Source organism: Bradyrhizobium sp. WYCCWR 13022, from assembly GCF_030435535.1.
Lineage (GTDB): Bacteria > Pseudomonadota > Alphaproteobacteria > Rhizobiales > Xanthobacteraceae > Bradyrhizobium.
The window spans coordinates 153,606-173,975 of the sequence record NZ_JAUIZJ010000023.1 but is presented as its reverse complement, the minus strand read 5'-3'; the positions used below and the strand labels follow the sequence as shown (position 1 = coordinate 173,975).

The following is a 20,370-nucleotide window of genomic DNA, read 5'->3' as shown; positions in this document are numbered from 1 at the left end:
TCCTCGAATCAGCAAAGTCCGGGTTCCGGGTTGTGAAATCAGCCCCCTTCCGATAGGTTCCGCGCGCAATTCATCCCCTGCCAAATCTCCCAAAAAATCACCTGATGCTCGGCCGCCCCAAATTCGTTCTTGCCTCCGGTTCGCCGCGGCGCCTGTCGCTGCTCAACCAGGCCGGCATCGACCCGGACGCGCTCCGGCCGGCCGATGTCGACGAGACGCCGAAGCGGGGCGAGCTGCCGCGCGCCTGCGCCAACCGCCTCGCGCGAGCCAAGGCCGATGCGGCGCTCAAATCAGTCCAGCTCGACGACGAGCTGCGCGGTGCCTTCATCCTGTCCGCCGACACGGTGGTAGCCGTCGGCCGCCGCATCCTGCCCAAGGCCAACCTCGTGGACGAGGCCGCGCAGTGCCTGCGGCTGCTGTCGGGCCGCAACCACCGGGTCTATACCGCGATCTGTCTGGTGACGCCGCGCGAGGCGTTCCGCCAGCGCCTAGTGGAGACCCGCGTCCGCTTCAAGCGCCTCTCGGAAGACGACATCCAGGCCTATATCGGCTCCGGCGAATGGCGCGGCAAGGCCGGCGGCTATGCCGTGCAGGGCATCGCCGGATCGTTCGTGGTGAAGATGGTGGGCTCCTACACCAACGTGGTCGGCCTGCCGCTGTACGAGACCACGACGCTGCTCGGCGGCGAGGGCTTTCCGATCCGCTTCGGCTGGCTCAACGCCACGGCGGTCTGACCAGGATCTCGAAAACAACCCCATGCACAGTAGGATCGGCCGGCGCGGCGCACGCGCCTCCGCCGAAGGAACCCGTTTGCCGAGGGGCGCTTGAACCCTCTCATCTCGTGTAGACTGCCGCCATCATGGACGACCACGTCAAAAAGCCCGCCTCGCCCCTCAAGACCTGCCCGATCTGCGGCAAGCCGCAGGCGCAGGCCACCCGCCCGTTCTGCTCCTCGCGCTGCCGTGACGTCGACCTGAACCGCTGGCTCAAAGGCTCCTACGTCATCCCCGGCCGGGACGACGAGGTGGATGACGTAGAATAGCAAGTAATATCAATGCCTTGAACGGATGTCCGGCTTGCCGCGGCAAACCCGGGCCGCCTTGTGCACAGCCGGGCCGCGCCTCGCGAAGCCGAAGGCGAAGCGTGGGTAGACAGGCCGCTGCGAGCCCACTATAAACCGCCCGCTCGATGGGCCTTGGTCCTTCGCACAGCAAGCCCAGGTAGCTCAGTTGGTAGAGCATGCGACTGAAAATCGCAGTGTCGGTGGTTCGATTCCGCCCCTGGGCACCACGGCTCTTCTGAGAGCCTAACCACCCAGCCAGCTCCACAAATTCGACCGCCTTTGTGCTCCCGCAGCCTGCTCAAGGCGCGCGTGGTCTCGCCAGGCACTCTCGTGCCCCTACGATTTACGCCACCCTCTTCCCTCGCCCCAGATACCGCAGCGCGAGCTTGATGAAATTGTGCACCACCATCGACGTCTCGTCCTGTCTAAACACCAGGAACACGTCGGCCGCGGGCGGTGAGGGTCTGATCGGGCGAAACGCGATGTCGGCTGTGGTGAAACGCGCGATCGACTGCGGCACGAGGGCGACGCCGAAGCCGGCCGCGATCAGGCTCGGGATCGACTGCGCGTCGACGACCTGCTGGGACACTTTCGGCAGGAAGCCGGCATCGACGCAGCATGTCTGCACATAGCGCGCGAAGTCGGAGCTGTCGGGGTCGAGGACGACGTGATCCTCCGAGGCCAGTTCGGCAAGGGCGACGCGCTTGCGCTTGGCCAGGCGGTGGGTGCGGGGTACGGCGAGAACGACCTCTTCCCGCCACGCCAGCTTGCTGCTCAGCTCGCGTTCGGTCGGAACGCCGCGAATGAGCGAGATGTTGGTCGTGCGATTGAGGAGCGCCGCGATCTGCCGCGCCGGCGCCTGCTCGTGCACCGTCATCCTGACCAACGGCGCGACCTCCCGGTAGGCCGCCAGCAGCTCCGCGAGACGGCCGCGCAGGATCGAGCCGGTCGCGCCGAGATCCAGCGTTCCGACCAGGCCGGCGCCGATCGAGCGCACCTCGTCTTCCGCGGACTTGACCTGCTGCAGGATGGCGCGCCCGCGCAGCAGCATCGCTTCGCCGGCCTGCGTCAGCTCCACCTTGCGGCTGGTCCTGTAGAGCAGCTGGGTGCCGAGCTCGGCCTCGAGCGCCTGGATGTGCTGGCTGAGCGGCGGCTGCGACAAGTTCAGCCGCCGCGCGGCGAGGGTGAAGCTGCGCTCCTCGGCGACCGCGATGAAGTACCTGACCTGGCGGAGGTCCATAGCGAAAACCTATCAATCGTGTCGTTCTATATATTGGACTTGATGTCGCACCTGGTCAACGAATGACCGATGGCGCCTTCGTCCGCGTGCAAGCGGCTGACGGCCCTGCACGCAGCGGCGTCGCGCCGCTGCCAATGACAAGAATGGCGAAAGGCTCGAGCCGACCAAGCCAGACAGACACCAGCCCCGCGAGCGAGGAAAGCCATGTCCAAGACTTTCATGCCCAGGATTTTCAAGTCCCTCTTCTTCCAGGTCGTCGTCGCACTCGCACTCGGCATCGCGCTGGGCGTGGCCTATCCGGATACGGCCTTGCAGATGAAGCCGCTCGGCGACGGCTTCATCAAGCTGATCAAGATGCTGGTGCCCGTCATCGTGTTCTGCGTCGTGGTGCAGGGCATCTCGGCGGCCGGGGACCTTTCGAAGGTCGGACGAGTCGGGATTCGCTCGCTGCTCTATTTCGAGATCGTCACGACGATCGCCTTGGTGTTCGGCATCGCGCTCGCCTACTACTTCCAGCCCGGCGCCGGCATGAACATCGATCCCAGCACGCTCGATGCCAAGGCGCTCAGCGGCTTCAGCCAGACCGCGGCCCAGGTCGCCGGCGGCGGCGTCTCCGAGTTCCTGATGAAGCTGATCCCGTCCACCATCGTCGGCGCGTTCAGCTCCGGCGACGTCCTGCAAGTCCTGATCGTCTCGATCATGTTCGGCTGCGCAGTGTCATTGTGCGGCGAGCGCGCAAGGCCGGTGGTCGATTTCATCGAGCGCGTCAACGAGATCATCTTCAAGATGATGAACTTCGTCGTCCGGCTCGCCCCGATCGGCGTGTTCGGCGCGATCGCCTTCACCGTCGGCAAGTACGGCATCGGCTCGCTCAAGCAGCTCGGTGGCCTCGTCGGCCTGTTCTACCTGGCGGTGGTGCTGTTCGTGGTGATCGTCCTCGGATCGATCATGCGGCTGTCCGGCTTCAGCCTGTTCAAGCTACTCGCATACTTGCGCGAGGAACTGATGATCGTGCTCGGCACGGCCGCGGGCGACAGCGTGCTGCCGCAGACCATGCGCAAGCTCGAGCTGCTCGGCATCAAGCGATCGACCGTCGGCCTCGTCATTCCGACCGGGTACTCGTTCAACCTGGATGCGTTCTCGATCTACCTGACCCTGGCGGCGGTCTTCATCGCGCAGGCGACCAACACGCCGCTGGCCCTGAGCGATCTTCTGGCGATCCTCGGCGTCGCGCTGCTCACCTCCAAGGGCGCCCATGGCGTTCCGGGCTCGGCCATCGTCGTGCTCGCCGCGACGCTGTCGGCGATCCCGGCCATCCCGGCGATCGGCCTCGTGCTGATCTTGTCGGTGGACTGGTTCATCGGTATCGCTCGCGCGCTCGGCAATTATGTCGGAAACTGCGTTGCGACGGTCGTCGTTGCCGCATGGGAGGGCGATCTCGACCACGCCAAGGCGCATCGCATCCTGAACGGCGAGATCGATCCCTTGCGCGAGACTTTGCAGGCCGAGCCTGATGGTGCGGTTGCTCCCCTCGCGGGCCTGCAAACGCTTTGAGCGCGGAAACAAGCGAGGTTGACGATGGCGACCCTTTCGATCGAGCCCCTGACGAAGCCGGCGTTCGCGCCGTTCGGCGAGGTCATCGAAACGGAGGGGGTGATCCCCCTGTCGATCAACCAGGGTTTTGCCAGGCGCTTCAACGACCTCGCCAATATCGACGTCGCCGCGGAAGGCGGACAGACCAACATCAGCTGGTTTGTCGCCTCCTTGCGTCCTGCGCCGATCGCGATTCGCCTGATGGAACGCCATCCGCTCGGCAGCCAGTTGTTCATGCCGCTTGGTCGCGTGAGCTGGCTGGTCGTGGTTTGCACCGATCCGCGCCATGCCGCGAGCTATCGGGCATTCGCGGCGACGGGGCATCAGGGCGTGAACTATGCACGCAACTGCTGGCACCATCCACTGCTGGTGCTCGAGGATTCAAGCCCGTTCCTCGTCGTCGACCGCAAGGGCGATGGCAACAATCTCGAAGAATATTGGCTGGACGAGACCATGCAGCTCGATCTCATGCCTGAACACCACGAGGCCTGACGATGTCGTCGCGAACCTATCACGTCCCGCAGGGCGGCCTGCCGCCGCAAACGGATCTCCTGAGCGGCCGCGCGGTCTTCACGACCGCTTACGCCGTCATTCCAAACAGCGTGCAGCGCGATATCGTCGTCAGCCACCTGCCGCACTGGGACGACACGCGCGTCTGGGTGCTGGCGCGGCCGCTCTCCGGTTTCGCCGAGACGTTCTCCCATTATCTGATGGACATCGCGCCCGCGGGGGGCAGCGATATCCCCGAGCCCGAGAAGGACGCCGAGGGTGCGCTGTTCGTCGCGGGCGGGCAGGTCACGCTCACGCTGGCGGGCAAGGACAGGGAGCTGAAAGCCGGCGGCTTCGCCTATCTGCCGCCCGGCTGCGGCTGGAGCCTGCGCAATCGCAGTTCGAACTCGGCCCAGCTCCACTGGATTCGCAAGCTGTACCAGCGCGTGCCAGGATTGGCCGAGCCCGAGCCGATCGTGACCAACGAAGAATCGATCGCGCCGGTGGCGATGCCCGATACGGAGGGGCGGTGGGCCACCACGCGCTTCATCGATCCCGCCGACATGCGATACGACATGCACATCAACATCGTGACCTTCGAGCCGGGGGCGACGATCCCCTTCACCGAGACGCATGTCATGGAGCACGGGCTTTACGTGCTCGAGGGCAAGGCGGTCTATCGTCTCAATCGCGATTGGGTGGAGGTCGAGGCCGGCGACTATATGTGGCTCCGCGCGTTCTGCCCGCAGGCCTGCTACGCGGGCGGCCCCGGCCGGTTCCGCTATCTGCTCTACAAGGACGTCAACCGCCACATGAATCTGCGGCAGGGCGCGCCGCTGATCTAGCCGACGCGCCGGATCAAGAGCCCCAAGCGTCCCTTACCGTCCCGCGTTCGCCAAATTCGCCAGGCTCGCCGCGAGCTCGTCGCTTCGGAACGGCTTCGTCAGGCGCGACAGGTCCGGCGTGATGCCTTCGTTGTTGGCGTAGCCTGACACGACGAGGATCTGGATCTCGGGGTATTGATGGCGCAGCGCCAGCCCGAGGTCCGTTCCGCTCATGCCGGGCATCAGGTGGTCCGTGACCAGCAGGTCCGGGCGCAGGCCGTCCTTGACGCGTTGAAGCGCGTCCTCCGCCGAAGCGGCTTCGACGACGCGGTAACCGAGTTCGCTCAGCATTTCGGCCGTGCTCATGCGCACCAGCGGCTCGTCGTCCACCAGCAGCGCCGTGCCGGCGGGCAGCGGTCGCAGTTTTGACTCCGTGACGGCATCGATCGCGCCAGCGGCGGCATGGCTCACCGGCAGCCACAATTCCACCGTGGTGCCTGATCCCGCCGCACTCTTGATGATCAGCGCGCCGCCGAGCTGCGAGGCAAGGCCGTGGACCATCGAGAGGCCGAGACCGGTCCCTTGTCCGATGCCCTTGGTCGAGAAGAAAGGCTCGACGGCATGAGCCAGCGTCTTCTCGTCCATGCCGATGCCGGTATCCGCGACGGAGATGCAGACATACTCGCCCGGCGCCAGGCGATAGGCTTGCGAGGCTTCGATCGTCCTGGCCTTGGCGGAGATGCGCAAGCGTCCGCCGTCGGGCATGGCATCGCGAGCGTTCACGCTGAGGTTCAGGATCGCCATCTCGATCTGGTTGGGATCGGCCATGGCCTCGGGAAGCCCGTCCGGCGTGTCCACCGTCACCTGGATCTGCGGTCCTGTCGTGCTGGAGATCAGCTCGCCCATGTCGGCCACGAGCCGGCCGATGTCGACCGGAACGGCCTGAAGCGGCTGCCGGCGCGCGAAGGCAAGCAAGCGCTGCACCAGCGTCTTGGCGCGCTCGGCTGCCTGCGCGGCGCCGGCGATCAGGCGATGCTCGCGCTCGCCGCCGATGCCCTTGCGCTGGAACAGGTCGAGCAGGCCGACGATCGGCGTCAGCAGATTGTTGAAGTCATGCGCGACGCCCCCGGTGAGCTGGCCCATCGCCTCCATCTTCTGGGCCTGGCGCAGCGCTTCCTCGGCCTGTGCGAGTCGCGCCTGCTCCTCCAGGCGATCGGTCACGTCCGTCCCGGTCAGGAACGCGCCGATCCGCGTGCCGTCGGGAGCGCGCAGCGCCTCGAACTTCATCTCGTAGACGCGGCGGTCGAAATGCGGATCGCCGAACTCCTCGATATTGGTGAAGGCTTCGCCAGCCAGCGCCCGGCCCCAGATCGCAAGGGCGGCCGCGAGATGCTCGGGCCGGTCGGCGAGGAATTCGTGCAGGGAATCGCCGACCTTCGGCCGCTTGCCGTAGATGCGCTGATAGGCGTCCGCGCATGAGGCGTTGATCGCGAGCCAGCGATAACCGAGATCGAGCGCCTGGATCTGCCCGTCGGTGGTTTCCACGATGGTGGCGAGCAAGTGACGCTCGGCGGTGCGTTCGGCCACGCGCTGTTCGAGTGTGGCGTTCAGCTCCTTGTAGCGCGCTTCGCTCGCCCGCAACTGCGTCTCGCCGAGAACGCGCTCGGTGGTCTCGGAGACGATGCAGAGAACGCCGCCGACCGAGCCATCGTCATCGGGCACGGCCGAGTAGGAGACGTCCCAGTAACTCGTCTCGCCGTAGCCGTGGCGCTCGACGTAGAATGGGCGGTCCTTCGCCGCGAATGTCTTTCTCGTTTGGCGCACGCCCGATAGCAGCGGCTCGAGATCGTCCCACAGCTCGCCCCAGTTCTCGATCGCGGGACGGCCGAGCGCGCGGGGGTGATTGGCGCCGATGCCCGGCGCATAGGCGTCGTTGTACAGCGCGACATATTCGGGGCCCCAGAACAGCACGATCTGGGCCTGAGCGGCCAGCAACATGCTGACCGTCGTCTTGAGGGCCTGGGACCATTGACGGGGAGGTCCGAGCGGCGAGCGCGACCAGTCGAGGGCACGCATCATCGAACCCAGCTCGCCTCCGTCGGAGGGGAAGCCCACTTCAGTTGACTGCCGAGCAGCTTTCTCCGACAGCACCGGACCCCCTCGTGACGCATGACATGATTGGGCATCCTTGCCCATTCGAGCCCGGATTTCGAGGACTCGCACTCAACGGCTCATAACGCGCATGCAGCCTTCGAGTTCCATTCCGCTCGATTCGCGCCGGCCGTGTGGTATTGCTGCTGCGCGCAACGTTGCGAGGTCGCCATGCTCCCCATTCCCGCCGACATCTTCACCGAGCCCGAGGACGTTTCTCCGGACAGTCTTGCCAATCTCGGGCCACTCCGCCGGCTCGCCGGCACCTGGCAGGCGGACAAGGGCATCGACATCAATCCGAAGGCGGATGGGCCGGAGCGGCGGACCTTCATCGAGCACATCCGGATGGACCCGATTGATCCGCAGGCGAACGGGCCGCAGCTGTTCTACGGGCTGCGCTATCACATCCACATCAATACGCCCGAGGAAGACATCACCTTCCACGACCAGGTCGGCTATTGGCTGTGGGAGCCCGCGACCGGGCTGATCATGCAGACGCTGGCGATCCCGCGCGGACAGGTGCTGCTGGCTTCGGGCCAGGCCAAGGCGGATGACAAGAAGATCTCGGTCACGGCGAAGCGCGGCGACACTTCTTACGGGATCTGCTCGACCGACTTCCTGGAACGAGCCTTCCGCACCGACTCCTACCGTTGCGACATCACCTTCAACGACGACGGCAGCTGGAGCTATCTGATCCAAACCGCGTTGTTCGTCCGCGGCGCGCCGTTCAACCATCACGACAGCAATACGCTTCTGCTGGTCGCACCGCCAAAACTGAATCCGCTCGCGACGATCGTCAACAATCGCGCCAAGGGCAACAAGCCCGCCTGAGAAGAGAATTTGCATGAAGCCCTACGTCATCTGCCTGATGCATTCGAGCCTCGATGGCCGCACCCATCCGAGCCGCTGGCGCCCGAAGGGCGCCGGCACCGACTGGTTCGAGAAGATCCATGACGAACTCGGCGGCGATGCCTGGGTGATCGGCCGCGTCACCGGCTCGGAGTTCGCCAAGGGCAAGCCCTATCCCGAGACGGGTGAGAAGCTGCCCCGCGAAAACTGGTTCGCGCGGCGCGATGCCAAGAACAATGTCAAGACCTACGGCGTCGTGCTCGATGCGCACGGCAAGATCGGCTGGGGCCGCTCGGATATCGGCGGCGATCCAATCGTGGCGGTGCTGACCGAGGGCGTGCCGGATTCGCATCTCGCCGGCCTGCGTGGCGAGGGCGTGTCCTACATCTTCGCCGGCAAATCCGAGATCGACCTCGCGCTGGCGATCGAGATTCTCAATCGCGAGCTTGGCGTGAAGCGCCTGCTGGTGGAAGGCGGCGGTGTCGCCAACGGGGCCTTCCTGCGCGCCGGCCTGATCGACGAGTTCAACCTGATCCTCAGCCCCGCGATCGACGGCGCCAAAGGTGCGCCCTTCGTGTTCGATTCGACCGAGGAAGACCAGGACAAGCGCGCGCCGCTCGCCGCGATGACGCTGGAGAGCACACGGGATGTCGGCGGCGGCGTGCTGCTGCTGCGCTATCTGATCCAGAACGATCCCGCGCGCCAATAGCGACCCGCATGCCGGACAAGCCGAACCACATCGTCATCGTCGGCGCCGGCGCGGCCGGCCTGATGGCCGCGCGCGTGCTCGCGCACGGCGGCAGGCGCGTCGCGATCCTGGAGGCGCGCGAGCGCTGCGGCGGGCGCATCCATCCGCTGCCAGCATCCAGGTTCGGCTATCCCGCCGATGGGGGCGCCGAGTTCGTCCATGGCGAGGCGCCGGTCACGCGCGGCCTCGTGCGCGAGGCGGGGCTGACGGTGCGGACGATCGGCGGCGCGCAATGGAGCTTCGACGGCACGACGTTCTCGCGCGAGAGCCCGCGCGATCCCTACGACGAGCAGCTTCATGCCGCAGTCAAGGATCTGACGGAGGATCTCACCGTCGCCGAGTTCCTGCGCCGTCATTTCGCAGGACCGGACTACGCGCGGTTGCGGCACGCCGTCGAGCGCATGGTCGAGGGCTATGACGCGGCCGACCCCGCGCGTGCCTCGACATTGGCGCTACGGGACGAATGGATGAACGACGGACATGCGACACAGGCACGCATCGACGGCGGCTATGGCGGCCTGATCGATTTTCTGACGGCGCAGTGCCGCAAGTCCGGCGTTGCCATTCGTTTCGGCGCCGTGGTCACGACGATCGAGGAGGACGGGGGCAGGGTCGCCGTCCGGTGCGCCGGCGGCGAGGTGCAACTCTGCGATCGCGTGATCGTCACCGTGCCGCTGCCGCTATTGCGCGAGATCGCGTTGCCGCCAGCCGCGCGCGCAAAGGCGGCAGCCGCCGACGATATCGGCTTCGGCAGCGTCATCAAGATCCTGCTGCGATTTACGCGGCCATGGTGGCGCGAGCGGCGCGAAGAGCTCGCCGATATGTTGTTCCTGTTGTCGGACGAGACCATCCCGGTGTGGTGGACGCGTCGACCGGACCAGCATCCGGTGCTGACGGGATGGTTCGGCGGTCCGCGGACTGCGGAGCTGTCGCACCTTGATCCACGGGGATTGATCGACGCCGGGATCTCTTCGCTCGCCGCCATCTTCGGCATTCCGCGCGAGGAGATCGCACGGGATCTCGTGGCGGCCGAAGCCGCCAACTGGGCGCACGATCCCTTTGCCCGCGGCGCCTATTCCTGGGCGACGCCGCGGACGCGCGCGGCGCAGGAGCGCCTGGCGCGCGCCGACGGCCCGGTGCTGTTCTCAGGCGAGGCGCTCTATCGCGGCCGCGACATGGGAACGGTCGAGGCGGCGCTCGCGAGCGGGCTAGAAACGGCGGAGATGATCCTGCGGGGATGAGAAAGGAAGGCCCGCATCTCCGCGGGCCTTGTTGTCTCACCAGCGATTGCCGCCGAAGCTGAACGTCACGCCGGGACCGCCGCCGCCGTAATAGCCATAGGGTCCGCCGCCGTAGTAGCGGTGGTGCCGCGGATAGTAGCCGTAGCTGCGATAGTGCGGCCGATAATAGCCGTGGTGATGCGGGCGCCAGTGGTGATGGCGATGACCGCGATGGCCGTGCCTGTGCTGCGCGCTGATGTCGGTCGATTGGCGCGCCTGCGTGCTCGGCTTGGCCTTGCCACCGCCGGCCGCGTTGGCTGCGGATCCACCGGCCAACGCCGCAGCGCCGACAGCCATCGCGACAAAGAGATACTTCATGTCATCACTCCAGTTGAGAAGTCGAGTGACAACAGATGGGCGCTGCTTGCGTTCCGGCGAGGGCGGGCGTCGAAACGACGCAGACGATCAGCGCGGAAAGCGCGCTGAGGTCTATTGTCGCAGCGCTGCAAGCGAAGCGATCACCTCGTTCGCGGTCACGATGCGGGCGAATTCACCATTCAGATTCGTCAACGTCATCGCGTGGATCTCCTCGGCCGAATGCGTCTCGCCATCGGGGCCGACGCGGTCGAATGTCCAGGTCGCATCGCGCACGAGTTGCGCATCGAAGCCGAGATTGCCGGCCATGCGTGTCGTCGTCTCCACGCAATGATTGGTGGTGGCACCGCAGATCACCAGCGTAGCGATGTTATCAGTGCGCAGGCGTGTCTCGAGGTCGGTGCCGATGAAGGCGCTGTTGACGCGCTTGACGATCACGACCTCGCCGCCCTGCTCGCGCGCTTCGTCCTTGACGGCATAGCCGGAACGCGAGGGCAGGAAGGTCGAGTTCGACTTGGTGCCTTCGTGGCGGATGTGGAAGATCGGCGCGCCGCGCGCCCTGAATGCTGCGAGCAGGTCCGCGATGCGCGCCACCGCATGCGGATTGTTGCGCCGCTTGCCCGCAGCCTCCCATTCGTCGAATGCCCGTTGGACGTCGACAACGATGAGAGCAGGGAGGGGATGGGGCATGGCGAGGGATTCCGCAGTTTTGCAGACTATGCGAGGCGTTCGCCGGCTCAGGCAATGCCGATTATCCCTCGTTTCGGGACGGCCTCACGGGTGCGGCGCGGGAAGCCGTGGTGCTCCGAGACGACAGAGCACTCACTTCGATTTGAAATCGCGACCTCGGCCGCGCTTGATCCAGCGCAATCTCGACCATCGCGCGCCGATGCAATGTCGGGCCGGAACTTGGACTGCAATCGAGGCAAGGCATGAAGGCTTATTTCATCGGCGGCGGCATCGGATCGCTCGCCGGCGCGGCGTTCCTGATCCGTGATGCGAATCTGTCAGGGCGCGACGTCGTGATCTACGAGGCGCAGCCGCTGGTCGGCGGCAGTCTCGACGGTGCGTTGCTCGAGAACGGCGCCTATTCGCTGCGCGGCGGCCGGATGCTCACCACGGACCATTACGAATGCACCTGGGATCTTCTGTCGGACATCCCTTCGCTCGTACGTCCGGGCCACAGCGTGCGCGACGAGACCGTGGCGTTCAACGTGGAGAACCCCGCGCATTCGCGCGCGCGCCTGGTCGATCGCAACCGCTTCAAGATCGATGTCTCGCATATGGGCTTCACCGCCCGCGATCGACTCGAACTGCTGCGCCTCACCGAAGCGTCGGAAGAGACGTTGGGGGGCAGTCGCATCACCGACTGGCTGTCGCCAAAATTCTTCGAATCGAACTTCTGGTACATGTGGCAGACCACCTTTGCCTTCCAGCCCTGGCACAGCGCGGTCGAGCTGAAGCGCTATCTGCACCGCTTCATGAATGAATTCCCGCGCATCGAGACGCTCGCCGGCGTCAAGCGCACGGTCTACAATCAATATGATGCGATCGTGCGGCCGCTCGAGGACTGGCTGAAGCGGCAAGGCGTGCAATTCGTGCGGGGCACGCGCGTCACCGACATGGCCTTCGAGCAGGCAGGCGAGAAGCTGCGGGTGCGCCAACTCGTGCTCGACCGCGATGGCCGCACCGCCAATGTCCGTATCGAGGACGGTGACCTCGTGTTCTTCCAGAACGGCTCGATGACGGACGCCTCGAGCCTCGGCACCATGACCGAGCCCGCGCCGCATCTGACCAAGGCCGACAGCCAGGGCTGGGCGCTCTGGGAGACGATTGCGAGGGGACGTCCCGAATTCGGCAACCCGTCGGCGTTCAACAGCTCGATTCCCGAATCCTACTGGCTGTCGTTCACGGTGACTTGCCGTGACTCGCGCTTCTTCGACCGGATGGAAGCGTTTTCCGGCAACAAGGCCGGCACCGGCGGGCTCGTGACCTTCAGGGATTCCAACTGGCTGATGTCGGTCGTGCTCTATCACCAGCCGCACTTCGCCGGCCAGCCGAAGAACGTCCAGGTGTTCTGGGGCTACGCGCTGCATCCCGATCGCGTCGGCAATTTCGTCGCCAGGCCGATGTCGGATTGCGGCGGTGCCGACATCCTGAGGGAGCTCTGCGGCCATTTGAATTTCGACCGCGCCGTGTTCGACGACGCGATCTGCATTCCCTGCCGCATGCCCTACATCACCAGCATGTTCATGCCGCGCAGCATCAGCGACCGGCCGCTGCCGGTGCCGACGAATTCGGTGAATCTCGCTTTCGTCAGCCAGTTCGTCGAGATTCCCGAAGACGTCGTCTTCACCGTCGAATATTCGGTGCGCGCGGCGCAGACGGCGGTCTATCAGCTGATGAAGATCGACCGCCCGGTGCCGGCCGTGACCCGCCACGACAAGTCGCTCGCCGTGATGTTCGCGACGCTGGAGAAGGCGTTCGCGTGATGGCCGCTACTTGAACGGATCCTGGATCGAGGGCGATGACTGCCTGATGCGGCGCACGCTCACAGGCTTGCCGTCGGAGACGAACAGCAGTTCATAGGTCCGGCCTTCGTTGTCGGTCGCCGAGCAGGTGACGTCGTTCACCTTCCTGGCGGCGAAATTGCCGGTCTGGCGGCAGGTGCCCGTGGAGGTCTGCTCTGCCGGTACCGGAAGGCCGTCGACCTTGGGCCGGTTCTTGGAGTTGAGCAGCATGCGGTCGATCGGCAGCTCGTAGGAATTGTCGTCGGCCCGCTTGCCGTTCTCGCCGGAGAACGACACGACGTGGTTCTCGTCGCTGGGGTCGTCGACGGCGACGGCGAAATTGACCCGGCCCTTGTCGTCATGAGCAAAGGCCACGGTCTTGCAGGCAAAGCGGCGACCTGCGACCGTCAGTGTCTTGCAGTGGCCCGACATCAACGCGAGCATGTCGACCAGGGAGTTTTGCCGGGCCGGCGGATTGTTCACCGGGATCGCGGTGGAAGATCCGGCAAAACAAGGGCTTGCAAAAGAGACGAGGATTGCAGCCAGACCTAACAGGCGGAGGCGCATCGTCAGGCTCATGTGCCGCGGGGCTACGGAGGGGCGGAAGTTCCGCCCGATAACCCCCGAATCGCAATTTGGTTGCGACCCCGTTTGCCTGACCAATTCCGTCTGGAATACCACCGCGCCACCCATGGGCGATTCGCCCCGATCGCCCCAACACATCCGCAGGCACTTGCCGTCAGGCCGGTGTTTTTTTCGTGGCGGGCAGGGGAGCCGACATCACGCCGCCTGCTTCATGGTCCGCGCAAAGGCCGGATAAGTCTCGGCCAGCTCGTCGAAAACCCGTCCGCGCAGCAGCGCCAGCGTCGCGTCATCGGGCCGCGGCGTTTCGCGCACGACCTCGGCCTCCTGGTAGTCAAAGCCTGTGTTCTCACGGATGTCGGCTGGCGTGAACGGCGGGTGCACGGAGCGAAGTGCGAAGCTGCCCGCCTCGCGATCGAAGTCAAACAGCGCCATGTTGGTCAGAAGTGCATGGGGCCCGCCGCGGCGTGGCACCTCCGGCGTGATGGCGCGGGCGCTGACGAAATCGACCTTGGGCACGAACACGCGCGGCGAGTGTTCTTCGCGAAACAGGATCACGCGCGGGATGAGGTGATAGAGATAGGCCGAGCCGAACGAACCGGGCCAGCGCACGCTGCTGGTGGGATAGTCGCCGGTGCCGACCAGGTTGATGTTGCCCTGGCCGTCGATCTGGCCGCCGCCGAGGAAGAACGCGTCGACCCGGCCTTGCGCGGCACAGTCGAACAGCTCGATGCCGCCATTCGTGAAGAAGTTGTGCGCCTGCGACCCCAGGATCGAGATGCGCACCGGCGGCTTGCCACCGAGTTCGTTGCGCGCGCGCAGCAGCATGGCGCCGGCTGCGGGGATCGGCGACGACGCGCCGACGGCGACATGATGGATGCCGTCGAGCAGATCGGCGATGGTGGCGATCAGGATCTCGCGTCGCTCGCGTTCGGCCGACATCAGGCCACCTGCTTGCGATGGGTCAGGAAGGTCGAGAGATAGGCGCGAAAGCCGTCCTCGCTGCGCGCCATCGCCGCGTAGCGCGCGATCTCGGCCTCGTCGGCGGGATATTCGTCCCACAGCGCCAGCGGCCAGGCGCCGCGTGCGGCGACCGCGATGCCGTCGACATAGAGCGAGGGCAGAACGCCAGCGGCGGAATCCTCGCTTTCCAGCAGATTGCGATCGACGATGCGCTCCACGGTGACCAGCGTGCGCTTCGAAGCATAAGCGAGGTCGGCGAGTTCGCGATGCCGGCCGATGCGGACATTGCCGGCACGGTCGGCCTCGGGCGCGTGAAACAGCGCGACATCAGGCGAGATCGCGGGCACCACGACCACCTTGCGCGCCTCGCCGACGGGACTGTCGATCACCCGCCAGTCCGGCCGCACGTCGAGCAGATCGCTGCCGATGATCCCGGCGATCGGCATGAACGGCACGCCCTTCTGCGCGGCGAGCAGGCCGGCATAGATCGCGGGGCAGGTGGAGTCGCGGATCGTGAAGGAGCCGTTCTTGACGCCGGCCGTGAAGCGCGGCGCGGCGCCGGCTTCGCCCAGAGACACCGCGCTGGTTTCGAGCGAGGCGATGCTACCTGCGCCGATCAGGAGGTCGGCCTGCATGCCCGAGATCGGCACGCAGATCAGCTTGAGGTCATGGATGCCGGCCTCCAACAGCGCTGCGGTCGCCGCCATCGCCACGCCCGAACCGTCGACGGGGATTGCCAGCGACTGGCCAGGTGCAACGCGCGCAGCCAGCGCCTCCAGCGCAACGATCTCGGTCATGGGCGTCCTCCGGTCTGTTGTCTCCATCCTGCCTCAAGCCATCGCTGCCTGCCAGCGCCTATCGCGCAAGGATGGGCGGCGGTGCAGGCGGGCGTCGAGCAGCTCGCGGGCGCGCGGCAGCTCGCCGCTGCGCATCAGGGCGACGAGGAACGTGTCCTCGATCAGCTCGCGCTGCGCGTGGCTACCGCCGATGCGCACCACCTCGCCAAGGACTGGCTCCAGCTCGCGCACGCAAGTCGCGTAGTTCCCACCCGCAAAGGCTGCCAGTGCGCGGCAGATCGCCGGCACCACGACACCGGCCGGCAGCTTGCCGTCGCTGAGCCGCTGCTCGATGACGGCAAGGCGCGCGGCAAGCGCCTCGCGGTTTTGCGTCGCGGCTGCGAGCAACGCCATGTGGACGTCGGCGAAGGGCAGGCCCGATTTCGGGAACAGTTTTTGCGCCGCGGCGTCGGCCTCGACCCAGAGCGGCTTCGGCACCGCGTGGCCGTAAGCCGACAGGCGCCAGAGCAGCGAGGCACTGTCGGTAATGACGTTGAGCGGCGGCGCCTGGGTGGCGGAGGGCTGGAGCACGTCGGTATAGATTTTGAGTGCGCGAGCGGCATCGCCGTGCTCGAGCGCACCGAGCGCCTGGTGCCACAAGATATGGCCGTGCAGGATGCCGGCGCGGTCATAGGTCGGAATCCACGCGTCGACGAGGCGGTCGGCGTCCTCGATAGAGCCATCCTCGAACATCGCATGCAGCACGGCGTGCGCGGCATGGGCGTTGGCGCGACGAAGGTCGAAGCCGCGCTCGGTCACAGCGCGGCCGCGCGCGACGTCGCCATTCTCGGTCATCGCCCAGCCGGACATGGTGAGGAACCACCAGTCCTCGCCATAATGATGCGCGACGCGTTGGCAGAGCTCGTGCCGCGCGCGGTCGTGATCGGCCATGCCGGAGAAGGCGAACAGGCCGAACGCGCCGAGCGGCAGCGACAGCACCACGGCATCGCGCGGCCAGCTCTCGATATGCCTGGACATGGCTGCGATCGCGTCGGCCCCGCGTCCCTCGATCGCGAGCGCCAGCGTCTCGACATGCGAGCGCTCGCGCTCGGTGCCACGTTTGGCGACGAGTTCGCGCGCCGCTGCGGCCTTCTGGCGAGCGAGATCGCCTTGCTGGTAGAAGGCGTGGACGCGGGCGCGGGTGATGTGGGCCAGCGCGAAATCGGGATCGGCGGCGATGGCGCGCTCCAGCGCCTCCGCCGTGCCGGTCCACCCCGCAAGCATGAGATCGACGCCTTCCCGATAGGCGGATGCGGCCTGATCGGAGGTGGTGGAGAGCTGCAGGCCGTAGCGGTCTTCATGCGCCATCGTCGTCTCCCGCTCTCACGCCGTCCGCGCGCGGCGTCCTTCGATCGGATAGGCCGGATCGTTGTAGCCCGGTGTCGAGGGATGGCCCGGCACGACCAGCCGGTCGATCAGCGCCTCGTCTTCCGCGGTGAAGCGGTAGTCGAGCGCGCTGATGTAGCCGTCCCACTGCTCCTCGGTGCGCGGGCCTGCGACGATCGACGAGACGAAGGCGGAGTTCAGCACCCAGGCGACCGCGAATTGCCCGGCGGTGATGCCGTTCTTCTCGGCGTGGGTCTTGATCTCCTGCGCGAGCTGGAGCGATTCCGGTCGCCACTCGGTCTGCATCATCCTGACGTCGTTGCGGCCCGCGCGTGTCTCCTTGTCCGGAGCGGCGTCGGGCTTGTACTTGCCGGTGAGCACCCCGCGCGCCAGCGGGCTGTAGGGCACGATGCCGAGGCCGTAATAGGAGCAGGCCGGAAAATGCTCGACCTCGGGCATGCGGTTCATCGCGTTGTAGTAGGGCTGGCTCACCACGGGACGGTCGATGCCGAGCCGGTCGCAAATGTTGCAGATTTCGGCGACGCGCCAGGCGCGGTAGTTCGACACGCCGAAATAGCGAATCTTGCCTGATCGGATCAGGTCGCCCATCGCGCGCACCGTCTCCTCCAGCGGCGTCGCATGGTCTTCCTTGTGCAGATAGTAGATGTCGATGTGGTCGGTGCCGAGCCGCTTCAGGCTCTCCTCCGCCGCCTGCAACACCCAGCGCCGCGACAGCCCAACGCGATTAGGATCATTCCCCATGGGATTGGCGAGCTTTGTCGCGAGCACCCAGGCGTGCCTGATGTTGCCGATGGCGCGACCGACGACTTCCTCGGAGCCGCCCTTCGAATAAGCATCCGCTGTGTCGATGAAGTTGATGCCGGCATCATGCGCCTTGGCGATGATGCGCCTTGATGCCGCCTCATCGGTCGGCCCGCCGAACATCATGGTGCCCAGGCAAATCGGCGAGACTTTCAGGCCGCTGCGGCCGAGTTGGCGGTATTGCATGGGCTGTTTCCTCGAGGCTTCCGTTGCGGGACACCATAGCCAGCTACGCTGGTCATTGCGAGCGTAGCGGAGCAATGCGGAGATGCATCCGGTCAAGCCGGGCGACGACGGGGGAGGGCGCGATGAGCAGCGGCGGGAGCCTGACCGCAGACCCTACGCCGGCCCCTTCAAGATCTTGAATACGCCGTTCGCCATCACGATGCAGCGGTCGTCGACCGTCACCTCTGTGCTCATGAAGATCAGGCTGCGGGTCGAGCGCACCACGCGGGGGCGGGAGATCAGAATGTCGCCGATCTTGCCGGCCTCGACGAAATGAGTGTCGAGCTGCACCGTTGCCATGTACTCCTTGCCGGAGACGTAGCGGGCGGTCATGCCGCAGGTGCGGTCCGCGAAGGTCATCATCACGCCGCCCTGAACCATGCCGCGGCGGTTGTGGTGCTTGTCTTCGGTCGCGAGTGCGAACTCGTACTGGCCGCCGACCTTGCGCTCCCACAACGGGCCGACCAGATGCATGAAGCCTGTCGTCTCCAGGATGGTCCAGCCGTCGGATTTGAGCTTCGCTGTGGCCTTGCTGGTCATCGCTCCGTCCATCCTTGCAACACGTGTCTCTCCTCGTTTCATCGAGCGCGGTCCTGGTGTAGTCAAGCATCATGAGAGCTTTCGGCGATGCCACCAGACGGAATATCGAAGAGGCCTGCGCGTCCTTCGCGCGGCTGCCGGATGCAGCCGGGCCGTCGGCACTGAAGCGCGCCGCGGTGGTGCTGGCGCTGACCGCATCCCATGACGGCGACGACACGGCGTTTCTGCTGACCAGACGCGCATCGAGTTTGCGCTCCCATCGCGGCCAGTGGGCGCTGCCGGGTGGACGCTGCGATGCCGGCGAGACGCCGGTCGAGGCGGCGCTGCGCGAACTCGACGAAGAGCTTGCGCTCAAGCTTCCGGCCGATGCAGTGCTCGGCCTGCTCGATGATTATCCGACGCGCTCCGGTTATCTGATCACGCCGGTCGTGGTCTGGGCCTCGAGCAGTGATGCGATCGTGCCGAACCCGGACGAAGTCGCCTCCGTCCATCGCATCGCGCTCGACACGATCGAACGCGACGACGCCTTCGATTTCACCGCCATCCCCGAAAGCGCCCGTCGCGTGATTCGCTTCCATCACCAGATGAGCCTGATCCACGCGCCGACCGCGGCGCTGATCTACCAGTTCCGCGAGCTGCTGGCGGGGCGGCAGACCCGCGTCGCCGACCTGGAACAGCCCGTTTTCGCCTGGAAATGATGGTAAACGGCGCGTTAACGTGACGGTTACCGGATGCCTGCTAAGAGGGCAGCATGCATCATTCGATTCGAACACATCTGGCGCTGGTTCCACTCGCGCTCGTCCTGCTCGTTCCCGCTGCGCGCGGCGGCGAGTCCGACACGCTGCCGCCGGCCGTCAGCAATGCCAACGCCCAGCTGTTGTCGCAGTTTTTTGCGCAAGGCGGGGGCGCATCGCCCGCGGTGCTCGAATATCGCCGCAAGCTGGCCGAGTATCAGGCTATCAGGGGCGCCTTTGACCAAGAGGCCGGCGCCTATTGGGGCCAGGTCACTGAAAAGCGGAAAGGGCGCAACGCCAAGCGGCGCAGCGGACAACAAATCACGCTCGACGACTACGTGCTGGACCAGCCGCCGGTTTACACCGGGCCGAAGCGGCCGGTGAATCCGGAGCCGGAGGAAACGCCGGAGCGACCGCCTCGCAAGCCGCTTCCGGTCGCCTCCGATCTGCTGCGTGCCGCGCGGGATCTCTATCAATTCACGCCGCAGCGCCCCGCGAACGAGGTCGAGTTCAAGCGCGCCTATGCGCGCTACGCGCTCGCTTCCGGGCTCACGCGCGAGCAGGCGGTGCGGGTCTATTCGTTCGAGACCGGCGGCACCGGCAATTACGACGTGCAGGCGGGCATCGAGCATGGCGGCAAGCGCGCGATCTCGACCGCGATGGGCTACAACCAGCTGCTCACCACCAACAGCGTGGAACTGCTGGCCGAGCAGGGCCGCGAGCTCATCCGCGCGCTGTCAGACAAAGTGGCGCGCGCCTCAGGGCCGGCGCGGCAGTCGCTCGAGCACAAGCTTGCCGTGCTGAAGAAGATGGTGGCTCATGCGAAGTCGGTGCCGGACTCCTGGTCGGAGCACGAGAAGATCGGCGACACCGCGCAGGGCTGGGCCATGCATGCAATGGTGCTCGACGTCGACATCGGCCCGATGCTGCAGACCCACAAGCTGCTGACCTCGGTGCTGTTCGCCCGCGCCAAGGGCTATACCCGTCCGCTGACTGCTGCCGAGCTCGAGATGATGAATCTCACCGGCGACGGCACCGGCCTCGACATGGTGACGATGCCGCAGGCGATGCGCGAGCAGGTGCCGACCTCGAACTTCTTCCAGCGCGGCGGCTACGAGCGCAACCCGGTCGCGATCCGCCACAACACGGTGGCGAAGCTGCTGGCCGTGACGGATGCGCGGATGGATTCGAACAGCAGCAAGCCCGGCGCAAGGGAACTGGCAGCGGCGTTCTAGGGTACTGGCTGGTTGCCTCCTCACCTCTCCCCGCAAGAGCGGGGT

Annotated in this window: 21 protein-coding genes and 1 tRNA gene; 12 read left to right on the top strand and 10 right to left on the bottom strand. The window is 66.0% G+C overall.

The annotated features are described in order from the left end of the window. The first annotated feature begins 104 nt into the window (after positions 1-104). The 3 genes from QY049_RS27810 to QY049_RS27800 all read left to right on the top strand — a co-directional run bounded on the left by QY049_RS27810 (position 105) and on the right by QY049_RS27800 (position 1,290). Positions 105-734: a Maf-like protein gene (locus QY049_RS27810; protein ID WP_194479380.1), complete on the top strand. Its 630-nt coding sequence runs from the start codon at positions 105-107 to the stop codon at positions 732-734. Positions 735-859: 125 nt separating this feature from the next. After that, positions 860-1,042, top strand: coding sequence for a DNA gyrase inhibitor YacG (yacG, locus tag QY049_RS27805; protein WP_258764960.1), 183 nt, complete (start codon positions 860-862; stop codon positions 1,040-1,042). A 172-nt stretch (positions 1,043-1,214) separates the two neighbouring features. Further along, a tRNA-Phe gene (locus QY049_RS27800) sits at positions 1,215-1,290 on the top strand. Between the two features lie 116 nt (positions 1,291-1,406). Here the strand turns inward: QY049_RS27800 and QY049_RS27795 are convergent. Next, entirely contained in the window at positions 1,407-2,303 is an 897-nt protein-coding gene (locus tag QY049_RS27795) for a LysR substrate-binding domain-containing protein (RefSeq protein WP_258765004.1), read from the bottom strand. Between the two features lie 219 nt (positions 2,304-2,522). Between QY049_RS27795 and QY049_RS27790 the strand changes: the two genes are divergently transcribed. From QY049_RS27790 to QY049_RS27780, 3 genes are read left to right on the top strand one after another with little or no spacing between them, the layout of a single operon-like run. Next, the gene (locus tag QY049_RS27790; RefSeq protein ID WP_258766872.1) at positions 2,523-3,857 is read left to right on the top strand and encodes a C4-dicarboxylate transporter DctA; all 1,335 of its coding nucleotides are present in this window, start codon (positions 2,523-2,525) and stop codon (positions 3,855-3,857) included. A 24-nt stretch (positions 3,858-3,881) separates the two neighbouring features. Beyond that, a complete protein-coding gene (locus QY049_RS27785; RefSeq protein ID WP_258765005.1) occupies positions 3,882-4,388 on the top strand; it encodes an ureidoglycolate lyase in 507 nt (168 codons plus the stop codon). 2 nt (positions 4,389-4,390) lie between these two features. After that, complete coding sequence (locus QY049_RS27780; protein WP_258765006.1) at positions 4,391-5,230, top strand: bifunctional allantoicase/(S)-ureidoglycine aminohydrolase; 840 nt, start codon at positions 4,391-4,393, stop codon at positions 5,228-5,230. A gap of 33 nt (positions 5,231-5,263) precedes the next feature. Here QY049_RS27780 and QY049_RS27775 read toward each other — a convergent pair whose 3' ends face one another. Beyond that, positions 5,264-7,288 carry a PAS domain-containing sensor histidine kinase gene (locus QY049_RS27775; RefSeq protein ID WP_258765007.1) on the bottom strand — a complete coding sequence of 675 codons (2,025 nt, stop codon included), beginning with the start codon at positions 7,286-7,288 and terminating at the stop codon, positions 5,264-5,266. A gap of 243 nt (positions 7,289-7,531) precedes the next feature. On the opposite strand from QY049_RS27775, the gene QY049_RS27770 reads away from it, so the two are divergent. From QY049_RS27770 to QY049_RS27760, 3 genes are read left to right on the top strand one after another with little or no spacing between them, the layout of a single operon-like run. Then, complete coding sequence (locus QY049_RS27770) at positions 7,532-8,191, top strand: FABP family protein (RefSeq protein WP_194479385.1); 660 nt, start codon at positions 7,532-7,534, stop codon at positions 8,189-8,191. Positions 8,192-8,204: 13 nt separating this feature from the next. Continuing rightward, positions 8,205-8,918 (top strand): dihydrofolate reductase family protein, encoded by a 714-nt coding sequence (locus QY049_RS27765; protein ID WP_258765008.1) that lies wholly within the window; start codon positions 8,205-8,207, stop codon positions 8,916-8,918. 8 nt (positions 8,919-8,926) lie between these two features. Next, positions 8,927-10,198, top strand: a complete 1,272-nt coding sequence (locus tag QY049_RS27760; protein WP_258765009.1) for an NAD(P)/FAD-dependent oxidoreductase — start codon at positions 8,927-8,929, stop codon at positions 10,196-10,198. Between the two features lie 36 nt (positions 10,199-10,234). On the opposite strand, the gene QY049_RS27755 is transcribed toward QY049_RS27760, so the two are convergent. Beyond that, positions 10,235-10,555 (bottom strand): hypothetical protein, encoded by a 321-nt coding sequence (locus QY049_RS27755; protein WP_194479388.1) that lies wholly within the window; start codon positions 10,553-10,555, stop codon positions 10,235-10,237. A gap of 111 nt (positions 10,556-10,666) precedes the next feature. After that, a complete protein-coding gene (locus tag QY049_RS27750) occupies positions 10,667-11,242 on the bottom strand; it encodes a cysteine hydrolase family protein (protein ID WP_258765010.1) in 576 nt (191 codons plus the stop codon). Positions 11,243-11,484: 242 nt separating this feature from the next. On the opposite strand from QY049_RS27750, the gene QY049_RS27745 reads away from it, so the two are divergent. Then, positions 11,485-13,044, top strand: coding sequence for an oleate hydratase (locus tag QY049_RS27745; RefSeq protein ID WP_258765011.1), 1,560 nt, complete (start codon positions 11,485-11,487; stop codon positions 13,042-13,044). A 6-nt stretch (positions 13,045-13,050) separates the two neighbouring features. Here QY049_RS27745 and QY049_RS27740 read toward each other — a convergent pair whose 3' ends face one another. The 6 genes from QY049_RS27740 to QY049_RS27715 all read right to left on the bottom strand — a co-directional run bounded on the left by QY049_RS27740 (position 13,051) and on the right by QY049_RS27715 (position 18,356). Further along, a complete protein-coding gene (locus tag QY049_RS27740) occupies positions 13,051-13,629 on the bottom strand; it encodes a hypothetical protein (RefSeq protein ID WP_258765012.1) in 579 nt (192 codons plus the stop codon). Positions 13,630-13,842: 213 nt separating this feature from the next. Next, positions 13,843-14,586: a CoA-transferase gene (locus QY049_RS27735; RefSeq protein ID WP_258765013.1), complete on the bottom strand. Its 744-nt coding sequence runs from the start codon at positions 14,584-14,586 to the stop codon at positions 13,843-13,845. Then, positions 14,586-15,404: a CoA transferase subunit A gene (locus tag QY049_RS27730; protein WP_258765014.1), complete on the bottom strand. Its 819-nt coding sequence runs from the start codon at positions 15,402-15,404 to the stop codon at positions 14,586-14,588. Before QY049_RS27730 ends, QY049_RS27735 begins: the two co-directional genes overlap by 1 nt. Positions 15,405-15,437: 33 nt before the next feature. Continuing rightward, the gene (locus QY049_RS27725; protein ID WP_258765015.1) at positions 15,438-16,751 is read right to left on the bottom strand and encodes a tetratricopeptide repeat protein; all 1,314 of its coding nucleotides are present in this window, start codon (positions 16,749-16,751) and stop codon (positions 15,438-15,440) included. Positions 16,752-16,766: 15 nt separating this feature from the next. After that, entirely contained in the window at positions 16,767-17,777 is a 1,011-nt protein-coding gene (locus QY049_RS27720) for an aldo/keto reductase (protein ID WP_258765016.1), read from the bottom strand. A gap of 153 nt (positions 17,778-17,930) precedes the next feature. Further along, positions 17,931-18,356, bottom strand: a complete 426-nt coding sequence (locus QY049_RS27715; RefSeq protein ID WP_194479396.1) for a PaaI family thioesterase — start codon at positions 18,354-18,356, stop codon at positions 17,931-17,933. A 71-nt stretch (positions 18,357-18,427) separates the two neighbouring features. Between QY049_RS27715 and QY049_RS27710 the strand changes: the two genes are divergently transcribed. Together QY049_RS27710 and QY049_RS27705 are read left to right on the top strand one after the other, a co-directional pair. After that, positions 18,428-19,054 carry a CoA pyrophosphatase gene (locus QY049_RS27710; protein WP_194479397.1) on the top strand — a complete coding sequence of 209 codons (627 nt, stop codon included), beginning with the start codon at positions 18,428-18,430 and terminating at the stop codon, positions 19,052-19,054. A gap of 53 nt (positions 19,055-19,107) precedes the next feature. Then, complete coding sequence (locus tag QY049_RS27705; RefSeq protein WP_258765017.1) at positions 19,108-20,325, top strand: hypothetical protein; 1,218 nt, start codon at positions 19,108-19,110, stop codon at positions 20,323-20,325. The last annotated feature ends 45 nt before the right edge of the window (positions 20,326-20,370 follow it).